This window comes from Blautia schinkii, assembly GCF_013304825.1.
GTDB lineage: Bacteria > Bacillota > Clostridia > Lachnospirales > Lachnospiraceae > Blautia_A > Blautia_A schinkii_B.
Genome location: NZ_JAAWUO010000004.1, coordinates 42,026 through 58,249, shown reverse-complemented (window position 1 = coordinate 58,249; position 16,224 = coordinate 42,026). Strand labels below are relative to the sequence as shown.

Below are 16,224 nucleotides of genomic sequence, written 5' to 3'. Positions count from 1 at the left end.
TTGGAGTTGACTCCAGGTTGTATCCTGATATCAGGAGGTGTGCTATGACGATCAAAGAAGTATCAGAGAAATATGGGATTTCACAGGATACTCTTCGATACTATGAACGTGTGCAGGTAATACCGGCAGTTACCAGGACGTCCGGCGGGATCCGGGATTATCAGGAAGAGGATCTTAAATGGGTGGAGCTTGCAGTCTGCATGAGAAATGCAGGACTGCCGATTGAGAGCCTAATCGAATATCAGAAGCTTTTTCAGGCAGGAGATGGGACAATTCCTGCAAGGGATATCATCAAAAATATTATAAAGAGTTGCTGAAATCTTTGGATTTTCCTGATATTCATTTCCACCAGTTGCGAAATACCTATACCACGATTTTGCTGAAAAATAGCTTTAATGCGAAGGGAGTTTCACATTTATTGGGACATTCCAAGGAAATCATTTCTGTAGATGTTTATGGAGATACAGCACAGATTATAGAAGACTGTTTGTATGCATTGGAGCCATATATTGAAGAAGTGATTCCAAAAGAGCGGGAAAATCAGTATTTTGATTATTCGGAAATGAAAGAAATAGATTCGATTATAGAAGAATATTTCCATGCAGCCTGATGAAAAATAGAATAGTAGTGAAAGAAAAAGTACAAATAACAATCGAACATTTGTACTTTTTTCTTACCCTCCTCTATATACTTTTGAAATTATCTTTGATATAATAGGGACTGTTACAAGAACAAACAGTAAAAATAAGACAGGATCGGAGCCAAGTGATATCAGGTATTTCCGAGAGCTGTTTAATCCGGAAAAATCAGTTTTGTGACTTTTTGCAGTTACGAGCTAAAAGAAGTGATGATTCACCATAAAAATAAGCTTTTCGTTACGAATCCGGATACGAATTTTTGGCTGATATTAGTCGTACTGAAAAAGTTCACAGAACTTTTTCAATCGCATAAATGCGATTAAAAGTCACATCTTATTGAACATTAGTAGTTCAATAAGCGTGAATGGAGGAATTTACTATGAATGAGTTCAAACTAAAAGCCCCATACAAGCCCACCGGCGACCAGCCTCAGGCGATCGAGCGTCTGGTCAAAGGCTTCAAAGAAGGCAACCAGTTCGAGACATTACTGGGTGTCACCGGCTCCGGTAAGACCTTCACCATGGCGAATGTCATTGCCCAGTTAAACAAGCCAACTCTGGTACTTGCCCATAATAAAACACTGGCGGCACAGCTTTACGGCGAGATGAAAGAATTCTTCCCGGAAAACGCAGTAGAATATTTTGTCTCCTACTACGACTACTACCAGCCTGAGGCCTACGTTCCTTCCACAGACACCTACATCGCCAAGGATGCATCCACCAACGACGAGATCGATAAACTCCGTCTCTCCGCCACAGCGGCCTTATGTGAACGGAAAGACGTGATCGTGGTTTCATCCGTATCCTGTATTTACGGCCTGGGTGCGCCCCAGGAATTTTTTGATATGATGATCTCGCTTCGTCCGGGGATGGAGAAGGATCGTGACGAGGTTATCAAACAGCTGATCGATATCCAGTATACAAGAAATGAGATGGATTTTCATAGAGGAACTTTTCGGGTGCGTGGCGATGTGCTGGAAATCTTTCCAGCTAACTCTACAGACCGGGCAGTGCGTGTGGAATTTTTTGGCGATGAGATCGAGCGGATCACAGATATCGATGTGCTTACCGGTGAGATCAAAAGTGTGGAAAGCCATGCGGCGATTTTTCCGGCGTCTCATTATGTAGTACCACAGGAGCAGATCCGCCGTGCTGCAGATGCAATCCTGGAAGAAATGAAGCAGCAGGTGGAATATTTCAAAAGTGAGGACAAGCTGATCGAGGCTCAGCGAATTGCGGAGCGAACTAACTTTGATGTGGAAATGATGAAGGAAACGGGATTCTGCTCCGGGATCGAGAACTATTCCAGGCACCTGACAGGGCTTGCACCGGGGCAGCCACCGTATACACTGATGGATTACTTCGGAGATGATTTTTTGCTTATTATAGATGAGTCCCATAAGACAGTTCCCCAGGTTGGCGGTATGTATGCCGGTGATCAGAGCCGTAAACAGACACTGGTAGATTACGGCTTTCGACTTCCATCTGCCAAGGACAACCGTCCATTGAGCTTTGATGAATTCGAGAACAAGCTTGACCAGGTAATGTTTGTATCTGCGACACCGGGAGAATATGAATATGACCATGAGCTTCTCCGTGCAGAGCAGATCATCCGTCCTACAGGGCTTCTTGATCCGAAGGTGGAGGTGCGTCCGATCGAAGGACAGATCGATGATCTTGTAGCAGAAGTAAATAAGGAAATTGAAAAGAAAAATAAAGTCCTAATCACGACCCTGACCAAACGTATGGCAGAGGACCTTACCGATTATATGAAGGATCTGGGAATCCGTGTCCGATACCTCCATTCAGACATTGACACTCTGGAACGTGCGGAGATCATCCGAGATATGCGCCTGGATGTGTTTGATGTGCTGGTCGGGATCAACCTTCTGCGAGAAGGACTGGATATTCCGGAGATCACGCTGGTAGCGATCCTGGATGCAGACAAGGAAGGCTTCCTTCGTTCTGAAACATCCCTGGTACAGACTATCGGTCGTGCTGCCCGGAACAGCGAAGGCCATGTGATCATGTATGCGGATAACATGACAGAATCCATGGAAAAAGCAATCTCGGAGACTGAAAGAAGGAGAGCGATACAGGAGGCTTACAACAGAGAGCATGGCATCACTCCGACTACGATCAAGAAGGCAGTCCGTGATCTGATCGCAGTTTCGAAGAAGGTAGCGGAGACAGAAGTGAAGCTTAAGAAGGATCCGGAATCCATGAACCGCAAAGAACTGACGAAGGTGATCGCCCAGGTAGAGAAGCAGATGCGTGCTGCCGCAGCAGACCTGAATTTTGAGCAGGCTGCTGAGCTGAGAGACAAGATGCTCGAATTAAAAAAGAATCTGGAAGAATTAACGGAATAGGCTGCGAAGCAGCTGACGATATAATGCCCCTGGCTGTCAGCGTCAGGGGCATTTCTATGGAATAATTAAATAGAGAAGTGAGTTAAGGGTATCTGCCTGAGCTTTTGGGAAGAATTTTTATCAGGATTTTTTTCCATTTTTTCATAGCGATCCCTCCTTCGAAACAATATAATTGTTCCTTTTATTAATTGATTATAAGTAAAATTCCGGAGAAGGGCACTGGCATTTGTGACAGTAACTTTGTTATAAAGAAGAGAAGAAGTTACGTATGCTGTTCCCGATAGGCGGAAGGGGTGATCCCCATTTTCTTTTTGAAGCTGGTGCTGAAATAATATTGATTGGCATAACCACATTTCAGGCTGATCTCCTTCAGACTCATAGTAGTCGTAGTCAGGTAACGGGCGGCTGCGGAAATTCGCTGAGATGTGATAAAGTCGCTGAGACTGATCCCCTGATTTTTTTTGAAAAGAGCACTTAAATAAGCAGGGCTTACATTGGCAGAGGCGGCAATGTCATTGAGGCAGAGCGTATTGTCAGTGTAGTGTTCGTTGATATAGGAGATCACCAGTTCACAGAGCTTCTGGTGATAATCATTCATGGAGGAATCAAGTTTCCGGCATAAAAGATGGCATAGATCCTTCAGCCATTGACATAGTTCTTCCGTATTATGAAACTCATTTATGTGGTTGTAAACATACAAAATTTTAGCTTCAAGGTCATGAGTATCCAGATTTAATTCATAGAAAAATTTCAGAATTCGGCCGAGAAGAGAATAGATCTGTATGAAAGCGAAATTCTTTGTGCGAAATTTCTGGGTAAGCCAGTCGGAAAAATTTTGAAACCAGATATCTATGGCAGAGGTATCCTTTTTACAGAGAAGCCGGATCAGCTCATCTTCCTTTGTGTCTGAAAAATCTGCAACAGACAGATCGGAACCCAGAGCGTCTCTTCCGTCAAAGATATTCTGATGCGGGAAAAAGAATCTGTATTCCAGCGCATGTACGGCACTTTTGTAGGACTGGTTAAGGTTCCAGAAATCCCGGACAATTGTTCCGATACCCGCATTGAGGGACAGCCCCAGCGGCTGGCAGGCATCTGCTATTGAGGAAATAAGCTGGCTGGTAAGCTGACGGAAGCTGTTGGACTGGCAGCCACTGTGTCCCAGAATGCACAGATAGCCATCCATATCCGGAAGAAGGTGTACAAAATCAAGAGAAGCGGTTTCCTCAGTTATCAGATCCTGAAGGTTGAGAAGCTCCATCTGAAATTTTTCAATCCCGTAAACGGCTTTTAGATCCGGAGCATTTTCAAGTTCCAGAACAACAACTGTATAAAAATCATAATTCAGCTCCAGGTTCAGATACTGAAGATAAGGCTTCAGCCGGTAGGCAGCTTCAGAAGACGGAAGGTGGGTGATCTCGCGGAAAAACTTTTCCGTAAGAAGAGGTCTGCTTTGCTTCAGAAGCTGGAGATTTTTCTGTTCCCTTTCCATCAGTGCAAAAGCGTTTTTTACCTTCTGGATAAGATAGGCATAATCCAGTGGCTTTTCGATATAATCCAGAGCACCAAGGAGCAGAGCACGTCTTGCATACTCAAATTTATCATAGGCACTGATCAGAATGATCTTTACCATGGGATTGATCTCAAGAGCCTGGCGGCTCATTGAAATGCCGTCAAGATCCGGCATTTCAATGTCAGAAATGATCAGGTCTGCAGGCTCCTTTTTCATGGCTTCGATAGCAGAAGTTCCATTGTAGCAGACATGGATGATCTCTGCGTTCAGCGTTTCCCAGTCTATGTTTTTTTCGATACCTTCTGCAGATAAGTAATTATCATCTACGATCATTATTTTTTTCATCGATATCTTCCTCCATCTGTTCGAATTCAATGGTGACGTATGTGCCGTTTCCGGGGTTGCTGCGGATTCTTACGGAACCGTTTCCGTATAATGGGTTGGAAATACGGGAACTTACATTGGAAATTCCAAAATGTTTCTCATAATCAATAACATTATGTTCAATAGCATGGCGCAGCTGTGCAAGGGTTTCAGGATCCATGCCGGCACCGTTGTCCTCAATGGAGATCACAACCGTATCATCGCCATAAAGAACATGGATCGAAATAAAAACAGCTGGAGTACCCGAAGAAATTCCGTGCAGAATGGAATTTTCGAGAAATGGCTGAAGTGTAAACTTGCAGATCAGGAAATTTTCGATGCCATCTTCTGCTTCAATTTCCCAGGCCAGATTGTCTTTATGGCAGAGCTTTTCCATTTCCAGATAAAGCCGGGCGATTTCCAGTTCATCTTTAATAGGAATAAGTTCTTTTGATTTACGCAGGGTAAGACGGTAAAAGGCTGTCAGATCTGCAATCATCTGATCAGCAATGTCAAGCTTTCCAAGCGACTGGCAGGTACGGATCGATCCCAGGATATTATAAAGAAAATGCGGATTGATCTGTGACTGGAGCAGCTGGTATTTCAGACGCTCTTCGTTTACGGAAAGATTTACAATGGACTTCAGGTTTCCGGCTATTGTGTGCTGCATATCTTCAAAGGTGATGCCCAGTCTGTCGATCTCATCATACCTGGAAGGGTCATCCGGGTGGGGAACAGTAACGATAGACAGATGTTCCGGATCATGTCCCAGCTGAAAGGCTTCCATTGCATAGGAAAGTGCAGTGATCTTCCGGGTTAGATTTTCGGAAAACAGGATCACGATGATAACAGTAAGGGGCAAAAAAATAAGGACAGTGATCAGTAAGGCACGGATCAGGATGTGTGTGTTGCCCCTAATGTAGCTTTCAGGGATTTCGGTAACATGGAGCCAGCCATTGCTTAAAGTACAGCAGTTATAATATTTGTCGCCGCTGTGAAAAGAAGAATCTGCATTTCCTTTGAGTTTCTGAAACTGTGCTTTGGAAATTCCGGATAAATTCAGTGAGGATGTATTTTTTGCTGCAATCTCTCCGTGATCTGTGAGAATGTAGCTGTATATGCGGGAATCCAAAGCAGCAGGCTGCAGATAAGTGGTAAGCTCTGAGGTGTCCAGAGCAATGCCGTAGGCGTATTCCAGAATACCGGTGGCCTGATTTTTCAGTGCCCGGACGCAGAGGATCACATCGGCAGATGATTTTTTGGTGGACAGTATTTTAGGCAGAGGCATATTGGAAACCGGTATCCAGACAGAGGAAAAGCCTGAACCGGAAACAATATTTTTATCCAGACCATATGCAGAAAGCTCATCTGTGGAAAAGAAGTACAGGCCTTCTTTTGAACCGAGCTGAGCGGGCTGCAGAAAAACATATATATGGAAGAAATCGAATGTGGATTTATACAGCGAAATATTGTTTTTCACAGCGGTGAATTTTTTCAGTGCATCTACCTTATTAGAGGAAGGCTGATTTAGGGAGTACATTTGAAACTGTATGGTATCTGCTACATTTTCAACCTGACCGAGGCGGTCGTTCAGCTGAGAGACCAGCTGCTTGTCAGTCATTACGGCAGAATCGATGATACGATCTCTGGCAATGTTATAGGAAATGTGATAGCTGATGAAGGTCAGGGAAATCAGAGGTACCATAGTTGCGATCAGAAATGCGAGCAGGAGCTTATAGCGAAATGAGGAAAAACTGGGTGGGATACATTTGTGGAATTTCATAGTACATATTCTCCTTTATGTCAAAAACAAATTAATGAAACCGAATTCAGCTGTGAAAAAAGCCGTTACAAATATAGATTATATAAAAGGATTATAAAAAATTAACAACAAAAATACAAGAGAACGAAAAATAATATAAATAAATCATAAAATATTGTATTTAGAATGAGGGGGCTCTCTGGTATCCTTAAACCATCAAAAACAGGTGTGGACAAACACGAAAATGTCCAGAAAGGAAGAAAGATATGAAGAAAAAAGTAATGAGTGCAGTTTTGGCAGCAGCGATGGTTGTGGGTATGGCAGGTAACGTGGTTACTGTTTCCGCAAAGGAAAAATATGATCTTACCTTATACAGCGTCAACACCACAGACCCGGATTTTGAGGACTGGCTTGCAAATGTGGAAGATGCCACGGGCCTGAACATTAATGTAATTGCGGCACCTACAGATACAGATACACGTCAGCAGAAGATCACCACAATGCTTTCTACAGGAGATACTTCAGTGGATGTCATTGAGATCAACGATGAGATGAGCGCGGCATTTAAAAATTCCGGATGGCTGGAAGGACTGAATGATACAGTAATGACAGATGATATCATTGATCAGTTTGCTCAGGGATATGTAAAGGATATGATCACAGATAAGGACGGAAACATCGTCGGTGTTCCAGGCTATGCAGGATATCTTGCATTCTGGGTAAATCAGGAGATCATGGATGAGGTCGGAATCAAGTCCATTGATACAAAAGAGGACTTCATGAAGTATATGAAGGCTGTTTCCAAGGATGGAAGATTCGGTTACGGCGGTTCCTGGGAGAAAACTTATGCATTTAACGAGCTTGCACAGTTTGTAAACATGTTCGGCGGCGATTATTTTGACTGGACCAAAGAGGAAAACAAGGAAGCGGTTCAGTTCCTCCATGATCTGGTTGCTGATAAAGAAACCTCCATTGAGCAGATTGCTGATAAATATGATCAGATGAATCCGAAGATCAATGACGGAAAATACGGATGCTGGTTTATGTGGGGCCTTGGAACAGATTATGCAAAGGCAGATATGCTTGGCGCAGATAAGATCCACATGGAAATGGTACCGGATTTCAGCGGTAAGGGAGAGCGTGCGATCTTTACAGATTCTTGGAACTATGTTCTTAACAAAGCATCCAAGAATAAAGATGCAGCTGTGAAATTCCTTCAGTATATGGCTGATGAAGGCGGAATGGAAGCTTCCTATAAAGCATTTGACAGATATCCTGCAAGAAAGGATGTTGCAGAGAAGGTAGTTCCGGATTCTGACCCGGCAAAAGAAATGTACAGCAGATATGCAAATGAATGCAATGTACAGGGACGTCCACTGGCGGCACAGACAATGGAATTTATCAGCGATATGGGAACGATCTTCCAGTCCTGTATGAAAGACGAGATTACAGTTGATGAGTTCTGCAAGAAGGCTCAGGATGTGGTAGATATGTATAAGTAAAAGATATAAAAAAACAGCAATGTAAAGCAGAGGTAAAAGTCTGCTTTACATTGCTTGATGAACAGGGAGGAAAGTTCCATGACAATAAGTAAAAAAACTATGAAGTGGATACCATGGCTTTTGATCCTGCCGGTTGTACTGATCAGAGGCTTTACAACAGTATATCCCATTCTGATGACTGTGAAAAACAGCTTCTTTAATATCAGTATCCTTGCAGGTATCAATGAATTTATAGGCTTCAAGAATTACCTGAAGGTATTTTCTGATCCTAAAGTGCTTACATCGATCAGCTTTACGGCAATATTTGTGGTTGTTTCCATGATCCTGCATGTGATCCTCGGAGTTATCCTGGCACTGATCCTGAATATGAAATTCAAAGGCCGCCGTTTTCTGAGGACTATTGTGCTGATCCCATGGGCTATGCCAGCAGTAGTAGCCGGTATGGCTGCAAAATGGGCATTTAACAATGATTATGGTCTGATCAATGATTTTATCCGCTGGTTTGTACCGGGATACCAGAACAGCTGGCTGATCAATACAGGTACTGCAAGAGCAGCGGTAATTGCAATGGACCTGTGGAAGGATCTTCCGTTCTTTGCAATTCTTGTACTTTCCGGACTTCAGTTTATTTCCGGCGATATCTATGAGGCAGCAAAGGTAGACGGTGCAAACGGGATTCAGAGCTTTTTCCGGATCACACTTCCGCTGATCGCAAAAAATGTCCTGACGTTATGTATTCCGTTCACACTCTGGAGACTGACAACCTTCGATCTGGTTTATTCCATGACATCCGGAGGCCCTGGCGAGGATACTGCGCTGATCGCATACAGAATCACAACAGAAGCATTTACAAATCTGAACGTAGGATATGCTTCGGCGCTGGCCATGCTGCTGTTTGTTGTAATGGCAATCTTCAGCTGGCTGAACATACGTGTTATGAATAAGTTTGACAGTTAGGGGGAATTATCGTGAAGAATACAGGAAAATATAATGTTTATCATAAAGTGGTATCCGTTGGAAGATGGGTTCTGTTTGCAATCGTGGCTTTTCTGATCCTGTTCCCGGTTTACTGGATCTTTATTTCTTCGATCACACCGGCAGGAGAACTGTTTAAAACACCGATTGATTATCTTCCGGATCATCCCACACTGGAAAGCTACACATTTCTGCTACAGAATGTCGGACTGCTTTCAAAGATTGGAAACACCGTACTGATCGTCGGTCTTACTCTTGTGATCAGCACCGTGCTGTGTGCAATGGCAGCTTATGGCTTTTCAAGATTTAACTCAAAGGGAGTTTCTGTTGCATTTGCATTTGTTCTGGCTACCATGCTGATCCCTGAGGTTGTTACAGCCCGCCCGCTGTATGAGTTTATGCAGAAGGTAAAGCTGTATGATACATATCCGGGACTTATCCTTCTTTATATCAGTACCGTTATACCGTTTACGGTTCTGATCCTCAGAAACTTTGTCGGTGAGATCCCGATCTCACTGGAGGAGGCAGCTGCTATTGACGGCGCATCTTTTTCACAGAGACTGTTTACGATCGTTCTGCCGCTGATGAAGCCGGCGATCGCTACGGTTTGCATCATCAACTTTATTACCTGTCTGAATAACTTTTTCACACCGTTGTTTTATTCAAATGGTATTCAGGTACTTTCCGTTTCCATTGTACAGCTTCCGTTACGTGACAACATGTATGGAGTTCCGTGGGATCTTGTCAGCTCCATGGGATGGATCATCCTTCTTCCGATCATTATCTTTGTAGCTGTTTTTGAGAAACAGATCATGGATGGTATCATGGCAGGTGGAGTAAAAGCGTAAATATTTTTAATTTCCAAAAGAGAGGAGAAAACAGATATGTATCAGGCATTTACAGGCGGACTGGGAGGAATCGCACTTGCAAAGCATGGAAAAAGCCGTGCGATCAACGCGGAAAATCCTCATGGAGAAAAAGGCAGAGGCGGTATGGCTGCAAGTCATCTGGGACCATCCAGAAAAGGAAGCCCGTGTCTTAAGGATATTGAGCCGGGAACTGTGGTAACTCTGGCAGAAATGGAAGGACCGGGACAGATCAATCATATCTGGATCACCGTTGATAACAAGACTACAGAGGCAGATTGCTTTGTACTGAGGGATCTTGTGATCCGTATGTACTGGGATGACGAGGAAACTCCTTCCGTGGAAAGTCCTCTGGGTGATTTCTTCTGCTGCGGATTCGGAAGGGAATGTTTTGTAAATTCTGTTCCTGTGGCTGTTGTTCCAAGCAGGGGATTTAACTGCTATTTCCCGATGCCGTTTAAGAAGAAAGCAAAGATCACACTGGAAAACCAGCATGCAAATAAAATACCGGCTTTCTTTTATCAGGTAGATTACTGTCTCTATGATGAGCTTCCGGACGATATTGCTTATTTCCATGCACAGTGGAGACGGGAACGGTTGACAGAAAAAACAAAAGATTATACAATTTTGGATGGAGTAAAAGGAAAAGGCCATTATATAGGAACCTACATGGCACTTACCACACTGGAACGTTACTGGTGGGGCGAAGGAGAAGTGAAATTTTATATTGACGGAGATGAGGAGTATCCGACTATCTGCGGAACAGGAACGGAAGATTACTTTGGAGGTTCCTGGAGCTTTGCGAAGCAGGTAGATGGGAAAACCGTGGAACAGAATTATAATACGCCATATCTGGGATATCCGTATTATTCTGCCCATGACGAACTGATCCATAATTTTTATCACAATGATGACTGCCCGCCAATGCGAGGATTTTACAGATGGCATTTACAGGATCCGATCTGTTTTGAAGAGAATCTCCGCGTTACAATTCAGCAGATAGGTGTCGGATATCGTGGCCTGTTTGAACGACAGGATGATGTGGCAAGTGTAGCATACTGGTATCAGACACTTCCTCATGCACCGTTCCAGCCGTTGATGTCAAAAGAGGACAGATGGCCCAGATAAAAAGGGTGGTAGAGATTGAAAAAACAGGTATTTTGCGTGGCGTTTGCCCTGGCTCTGGCAGTGACAGGATGTGGAGTCCGGAAGAAGGAGGCTGCATCTGATATTGTACCGGAGAACAGACAGGAACTGACGATCCTTCATGTGGATGCAGGCACAGAGGGCTTTGATTCTTTTATCAGCCAGGCGGAAAAAGATCTTGGAATAGAGATTCATATCGAAAAATGTCCGGCTAATGCGGACAATCGTCAGGCCAAAATAGCAACTCTTCTGACATCGGGAGATGATTCGGTGGATCTGATCACAGTAAATGATGAGATGATATCCGAATTTAAAAATAAGGGATTTCTTTTTCCGCTGGAAGATACCGTTATGACAGAGGAGACAGCGGCGAATTTTCCACAGGAATACCTGAAAGAAATATGCATGTCAGACGGACATATTTTTTCGGTACCGTTCAAAATGGATATCATGGCATTCTGGGTGAACCAGGAATTGCTGGATCAGGCTGGTCTGGACAGACTCTCCTGTCTCAGTGATCTTGAGATCCTTCAGAAAAAGCTTCAGAATACGGGAAAATATGCATACGGGGATGCATGGGAGATTTCTTACATATATAATAGTATCAGCGAGTATGTCGATTTTTTCGGAGGAGATTATACAGACTGGACGGATCCGAAAACAAGAGAAGCGGCAGAATATATGAAGCGAATGCTGGATACAGGGATGATATCAGAGGAGAATCTGATCGACCAGCATGACCAGCTGAATGAAAAATTTATAAACGGCCAGTATGGATGTATGTTCATGTATACTGGTGCGTTGAGTACCTTTCAGAATGCAGGCGTGTATGGAAAAGATAAGCTCCATATGGCACCATTTCCGGAATTTGACGAGAAGGTGACCAATATCGCAACCTGGCAGTATGTACTGAATAAAAATTCTGCGCATAAAGAAGCAGCTCTGAAGTTCCTTCAGTATGTGTCCGGATATGAGGCCAGTAAAAATTACGGACAGCTGACAAAAATGTGTCCGGCAAGACTGGATGTGATCGAGGATAAGAGTCTTGAGCTGGAGGGAATTGAAATGATCCGGCAATATCTGAAAGATTATAAGCTGAAGGCAAGACCACTGTGTGCCGATTCCATAGAAGCTGTTTCGTCCATGGGAACGGAATTTCAGAAATATGTGCTGGGACAGAAAACAGAAGCGGAATTTTTTGCCGGGGCACAGAACTGCATAGACCAGTATTACAAAAAAGCATCGTACTGATGCTTTTTTTGTTGCGAAAAAATAAGAACTTTTTTTCAAAACATATTGACAAATATTTTACATGGTGATATCTTAAAGACTGTAGATGTTAGCACTCCACTAAAATGAGTGCTAACAGATATAAAAAAGAATCAACATCCGTCAGGAAGAATAAAAAGGAAAGGAGATGGCTTCATGGAAGAGGTGTTGAATGAGCGCAAGCAAAAAATCTTAAAAGCAATCATCAAGACCTATATGGAAACCGGAGAACCGGTTGGCTCCAGGACCATTTCCAAGTATGCGGATCTCAATGTAAGTTCCGCAACGATCCGAAATGAAATGTCAGACCTGACAGATATGGGCTATATCGTCCAGCCTCATACCTCAGCAGGAAGAATTCCTTCTGATAAGGGCTACAGACTTTACGTTAATGAGCTGATGAAGGAGAAGGAAGCCGAGGTTGCAGAGCTGCGGGATCTGATCATTGAGAAGACAGATAAGATGGATAAGGTGCTTAAGAAGGTTGCGAAGGTTCTTGCTTCCAATACCAATTACGCTACCATGGTTTCCGTTCCGCAGTACAGCGGCAACAAGATCAAGTTCATCCAGCTGTCGAGAATGAGCGAGCTTCAGCTTGTGGCAGTGGTTGTCAGTGACAACAACACAGTCCGGAACCAGATCATCAATCTGGATGAGGAAATGGACGACCAGACGATCCTGAAGCTGAATCTTCTTCTTAACACCAATCTCAATGGGATTCCGATCCAGGATATCAATCTTGGGATGATCGCCAGGCTGAAGGAACAGGCAGGCAGCCATAGTGGTGTGGTGGCCACAGTTCTGGATGCAGTGGCAGCCACTATTCATGTGGAAGAGGAAGATATGGAGATCTACACTTCAGGTGCAACTAACATTTTCAAGTATCCGGAGCTTGCCGATAAAGAGAAGGCAACGGAGCTGATCTCCGCATTTGAAGAGAAGCATGAACTTGCCGATCTTGTGAAAGAACAGATGTCAGATGGAGAAAATACAGGAATCCAGGTTTACATTGGTGATGAGATGCCGATCCAGACCATGAAGGACTGCAGCATTGTAACTGCCAGATATGAACTGGGAGACGGAATGTACGGAACCATCGGGATCATCGGCCCCAAGAGAATGGATTATGAGAATGTAGTGGACAGTCTGAAGGAACTGAAGAATCATCTGGATGACGTTTTGAAAAAGAAGAAAACTTAGAAAGGCGGTAGAAGAAAAGTGTCGGAGGAAACAAAGAAAACATCCGAAGAGCAGGAAGCGGAGAACGAGATTCCCGTAACTGACGGAGATCAGGAAGAAAAAAACCTGACACCGGAGGGAGAAGATCTGCCGGAGGAAGAAAATAATACTCCAGGCGAAGAAACTGCCCCACAGGATAAAAAAGAAGAAAAATCAAAGACTTCCTTCTTCGGAAAGAAGAAAAAAGATAAATCTGAGCAGAAGGTGGAGGAGCTTACCGATCGCCTGAAGCGAACCATGGCTGAATTTGATAATTTCCGTAAAAGAACAGAAAAAGAAAAATCCAGCATGTATATCATCGGAGCGAAAGAAATCGTTGAGAAGATCCTGCCGGTTGTGGATAACTTCGAAAGAGGTCTTGCACAGGCACAGGAAGGCGATGCTTTTGCAGATGGAATGAAAATGATCTACAAGCAGCTTACCACAACACTGGATGAGCTCGGTGTGAAGCCGATCGAAGCAGTTGGTAAAGAGTTTAACCCGGATTTCCATAATGCAGTGATGCATGTGGAGGATGAAGAGGTTGGCGAGAACATTGTGGTGGAAGAATTCCAGAAAGGTTACACTTATAAGGATTTTGTAGTACGCCACAGCATGGTAAAAGTTGCTAACTGATTAATTGTTAACAAGTTGTAATTTTACAGATACAGACTAAAACAGGAGGAAAAAATCATGGGAAAGATTATTGGTATTGACTTAGGTACAACAAACAGCTGTGTAGCCGTAATGGAAGGTGGACAGCCAACAGTTATCGCAAATACAGAAGGAGCAAGAACAACACCATCCGTTGTAGCATTCACAAAAACAGGAGAGCGTCTTGTAGGTGAGCCTGCAAAACGTCAGGCAGTTACAAACGCTGACAGAACAATCTCATCCATCAAGAGAGAGATGGGTACAGATTACCGTGTAACAATTGACGATAAGAAATATTCTCCACAGGAGATCTCCGCAATGATCCTTCAGAAACTGAAAAAGGATGCAGAGGCATATCTTGGTGAGAAAGTAACAGAGGCAGTTATCACAGTTCCGGCTTACTTCAACGATGCTCAGCGTCAGGCAACCAAAGATGCAGGTAAGATCGCAGGTCTTGATGTAAAACGTATTATCAACGAGCCTACAGCAGCAGCTCTTGCATATGGTCTTGACAATGAGAAAGAGCAGAAGATCATGGTATACGACCTTGGTGGTGGTACATTTGATGTATCTGTTATCGAGATCGGTGATGGCGTTATCGAGGTTCTTTCCACAGCTGGTAACAACCGTCTTGGTGGAGATGACTTTGATAAGAAGGTCACAGATTACATGCTTTCCGAGTTCAAGAGAACAGAGGGCGTAGACTTAAGCAACGACAAGATGGCTCTTCAGAGACTGAAAGAAGCAGCTGAGAAGGCTAAGAAAGAGCTTTCTTCCGCAACAACAACAAACATCAACCTTCCGTTCATCACAGCTACAGCTGAGGGACCGAAGCATTTCGATATGAACCTTACAAGAGCTAAATTTGATGAGCTGACACATGACCTTGTAGAGATGACTGCTGAGCCGGTTCGCCGTGCACTGTCTGATGCAGGTATCACAGCTTCCGAGCTTGGCCAGGTACTTCTGGTTGGTGGTTCTTCCCGTATCCCGGCAGTACAGGATAAGGTAAGACAGTTAACAGGCAAAGAGCCTAGCAAAAACCTGAACCCGGATGAGTGTGTTGCACTTGGTGCTTCCGTACAGGGTGGTAAGCTTGCAGGTGATGCAGGTGCCGGTGATATCCTTCTTCTGGATGTTACTCCGCTGTCACTGTCCATCGAGACAATGGGTGGTATCGCAACTCGTCTGATCGAGAGAAATACTACAATTCCTACAAAGAAGAGCCAGATCTTCTCTACAGCAGCTGACAACCAGACAGCTGTAGATATCAACGTTGTACAGGGTGAGCGTCAGTTTGCGAAAGACAACAAATCCCTTGGCCAGTTCCGTCTGGATGGAATCCCGCCAGCACGTCGTGGAGTTCCGCAGATCGAGGTAACATTTGATATTGATGCCAACGGTATCGTTAACGTATCCGCTAAGGATCTTGGAACAGGTAAGGAGCAGCACATCACTATCACAGCTGGTTCCAACATGTCCGATTCCGATATCGACAAAGCTGTCAAAGAGGCAGCTGAGTTCGAGGCTCAGGATAAGAAACGTAAAGAGGCGATCGACACAAGAAACAATGCAGACTCCATGGTATTCCAGGTTGAGAATGCACTGAAGGAAGCAGGCGATAAGCTTGATGCAAACGATAAAGCAAGTGTTGAGGCAGACCTCAATGCACTGAAGGATCTTCTTGCACAGACTGCAAATGCTCAGGAGCTTACAGATTCTCAGGTTGCAGACATCAAGGCTGCACAGGAGAAGATGATGGAGAGTGCTCAGAAGCTGTTTTCCAAGATGTATGAGCAGACTCAGGGAGCTCAGGGTCAGGCTGGTCCTGGACCGGATATGGGCAATATGGGCGGAAACGCTGGTGCTCAGGGCGGAAATGAAGCAGGATACGGCGATGATGTTGTAGATGCTGATTACAAGGAAGTCTAAGACAAGTAGGAAATAATT

At 44.0% G+C, this 16,224-nt stretch carries 12 protein-coding genes and 2 pseudogenes; 12 read left to right on the top strand and 2 right to left on the bottom strand.

Translation table 11 applies throughout. The features are described from left to right. Positions 1–44 precede the first annotated feature (44 nt). The 4 genes and pseudogenes from HFM85_RS04335 to uvrB all read left to right on the top strand — a co-directional run. Positions 45–284: pseudogene (locus HFM85_RS04335) on the top strand (MerR family transcriptional regulator); the annotation flags it as partial. Between the two features lie 26 nt (positions 285–310). Beyond that, positions 311–376, top strand: a pseudogene (locus tag HFM85_RS16645) (hypothetical protein); the annotation flags it as partial. Positions 377–418: 42 nt separating this feature from the next. Further along, positions 419–610 (top strand): hypothetical protein, encoded by a 192-nt coding sequence (locus HFM85_RS16180; RefSeq protein ID WP_243097245.1) that lies wholly within the window; start codon positions 419–421, stop codon positions 608–610. Between the two features lie 407 nt (positions 611–1,017). Then, a complete protein-coding gene (gene uvrB, locus HFM85_RS04325; RefSeq protein ID WP_173737336.1) occupies positions 1,018–3,006 on the top strand; it encodes an excinuclease ABC subunit UvrB in 1,989 nt (662 codons plus the stop codon). Between the two features lie 262 nt (positions 3,007–3,268). Here the strand turns inward: uvrB and HFM85_RS04320 are convergent, their stop codons facing one another. Together HFM85_RS04320 and HFM85_RS04315 are read right to left on the bottom strand one after the other, a co-directional pair. After that, positions 3,269–4,864, bottom strand: a complete 1,596-nt coding sequence (locus HFM85_RS04320) for a response regulator (protein ID WP_243873810.1) — start codon at positions 4,862–4,864, stop codon at positions 3,269–3,271. Next, on the bottom strand, positions 4,839–6,665 hold the full coding sequence (locus tag HFM85_RS04315) for a sensor histidine kinase (protein WP_179976547.1): 1,827 nt from the start codon (positions 6,663–6,665) through the stop codon (positions 4,839–4,841). The genes HFM85_RS04320 and HFM85_RS04315 overlap by 26 nt, the downstream gene beginning before the upstream one ends. Before the next feature lie 245 nt (positions 6,666–6,910). On the opposite strand from HFM85_RS04315, the gene HFM85_RS04310 reads away from it, so the two are divergent. The 8 genes from HFM85_RS04310 to dnaK all read left to right on the top strand — a co-directional run bounded on the left by HFM85_RS04310 (position 6,911) and on the right by dnaK (position 16,206). Beyond that, the gene (locus tag HFM85_RS04310; protein WP_148447350.1) at positions 6,911–8,146 is read left to right on the top strand and encodes an ABC transporter substrate-binding protein; all 1,236 of its coding nucleotides are present in this window, start codon (positions 6,911–6,913) and stop codon (positions 8,144–8,146) included. Between the two features lie 78 nt (positions 8,147–8,224). Next, complete coding sequence (locus HFM85_RS04305) at positions 8,225–9,103, top strand: carbohydrate ABC transporter permease (RefSeq protein ID WP_118062778.1); 879 nt, start codon at positions 8,225–8,227, stop codon at positions 9,101–9,103. A gap of 11 nt (positions 9,104–9,114) precedes the next feature. Next, positions 9,115–9,969, top strand: coding sequence for a carbohydrate ABC transporter permease (locus tag HFM85_RS04300; protein ID WP_119240922.1), 855 nt, complete (start codon positions 9,115–9,117; stop codon positions 9,967–9,969). 36 nt (positions 9,970–10,005) lie between these two features. Further along, the gene (locus HFM85_RS04295) at positions 10,006–11,115 is read left to right on the top strand and encodes a glycoside hydrolase family 172 protein (protein WP_173737335.1); all 1,110 of its coding nucleotides are present in this window, start codon (positions 10,006–10,008) and stop codon (positions 11,113–11,115) included. A 15-nt stretch (positions 11,116–11,130) separates the two neighbouring features. Beyond that, the gene (locus tag HFM85_RS04290) at positions 11,131–12,384 is read left to right on the top strand and encodes an ABC transporter substrate-binding protein (RefSeq protein ID WP_243097477.1); all 1,254 of its coding nucleotides are present in this window, start codon (positions 11,131–11,133) and stop codon (positions 12,382–12,384) included. A gap of 174 nt (positions 12,385–12,558) precedes the next feature. Further along, positions 12,559–13,602, top strand: coding sequence for a heat-inducible transcriptional repressor HrcA (hrcA, locus tag HFM85_RS04285; protein WP_015527075.1), 1,044 nt, complete (start codon positions 12,559–12,561; stop codon positions 13,600–13,602). Positions 13,603–13,620: 18 nt separating this feature from the next. After that, on the top strand, positions 13,621–14,256 hold the full coding sequence (grpE, locus tag HFM85_RS04280) for a nucleotide exchange factor GrpE (RefSeq protein ID WP_173737334.1): 636 nt from the start codon (positions 13,621–13,623) through the stop codon (positions 14,254–14,256). Between the two features lie 57 nt (positions 14,257–14,313). Beyond that, positions 14,314–16,206: a molecular chaperone DnaK gene (gene dnaK, locus HFM85_RS04275; RefSeq protein ID WP_015527076.1), complete on the top strand. Its 1,893-nt coding sequence runs from the start codon at positions 14,314–14,316 to the stop codon at positions 16,204–16,206. Positions 16,207–16,224 lie beyond the last annotated feature (18 nt).

Coding starts and splice junctions, on each gene's coding strand:
- HFM85_RS04295 (WP_173737335.1), top strand. CDS start 10,006: ATGTATCAGGCATTTACAGGCGGACTGGGAGGAATCGCACTTGCAAAG.
- hrcA (WP_015527075.1), top strand. CDS start 12,559: ATGGAAGAGGTGTTGAATGAGCGCAAGCAAAAAATCTTAAAAGCAATC.
- dnaK (WP_015527076.1), top strand. CDS start 14,314: ATGGGAAAGATTATTGGTATTGACTTAGGTACAACAAACAGCTGTGTA.
- HFM85_RS04320 (WP_243873810.1), bottom strand. CDS start 4,864: ATGAAAAAAATAATGATCGTAGATGATAATTACTTATCTGCAGAAGGT.
- uvrB (WP_173737336.1), top strand. CDS start 1,018: ATGAATGAGTTCAAACTAAAAGCCCCATACAAGCCCACCGGCGACCAG.
- HFM85_RS04310 (WP_148447350.1), top strand. CDS start 6,911: ATGAAGAAAAAAGTAATGAGTGCAGTTTTGGCAGCAGCGATGGTTGTG.
- HFM85_RS04305 (WP_118062778.1), top strand. CDS start 8,225: ATGACAATAAGTAAAAAAACTATGAAGTGGATACCATGGCTTTTGATC.
- HFM85_RS04315 (WP_179976547.1), bottom strand. CDS start 6,665: ATGAAATTCCACAAATGTATCCCACCCAGTTTTTCCTCATTTCGCTAT.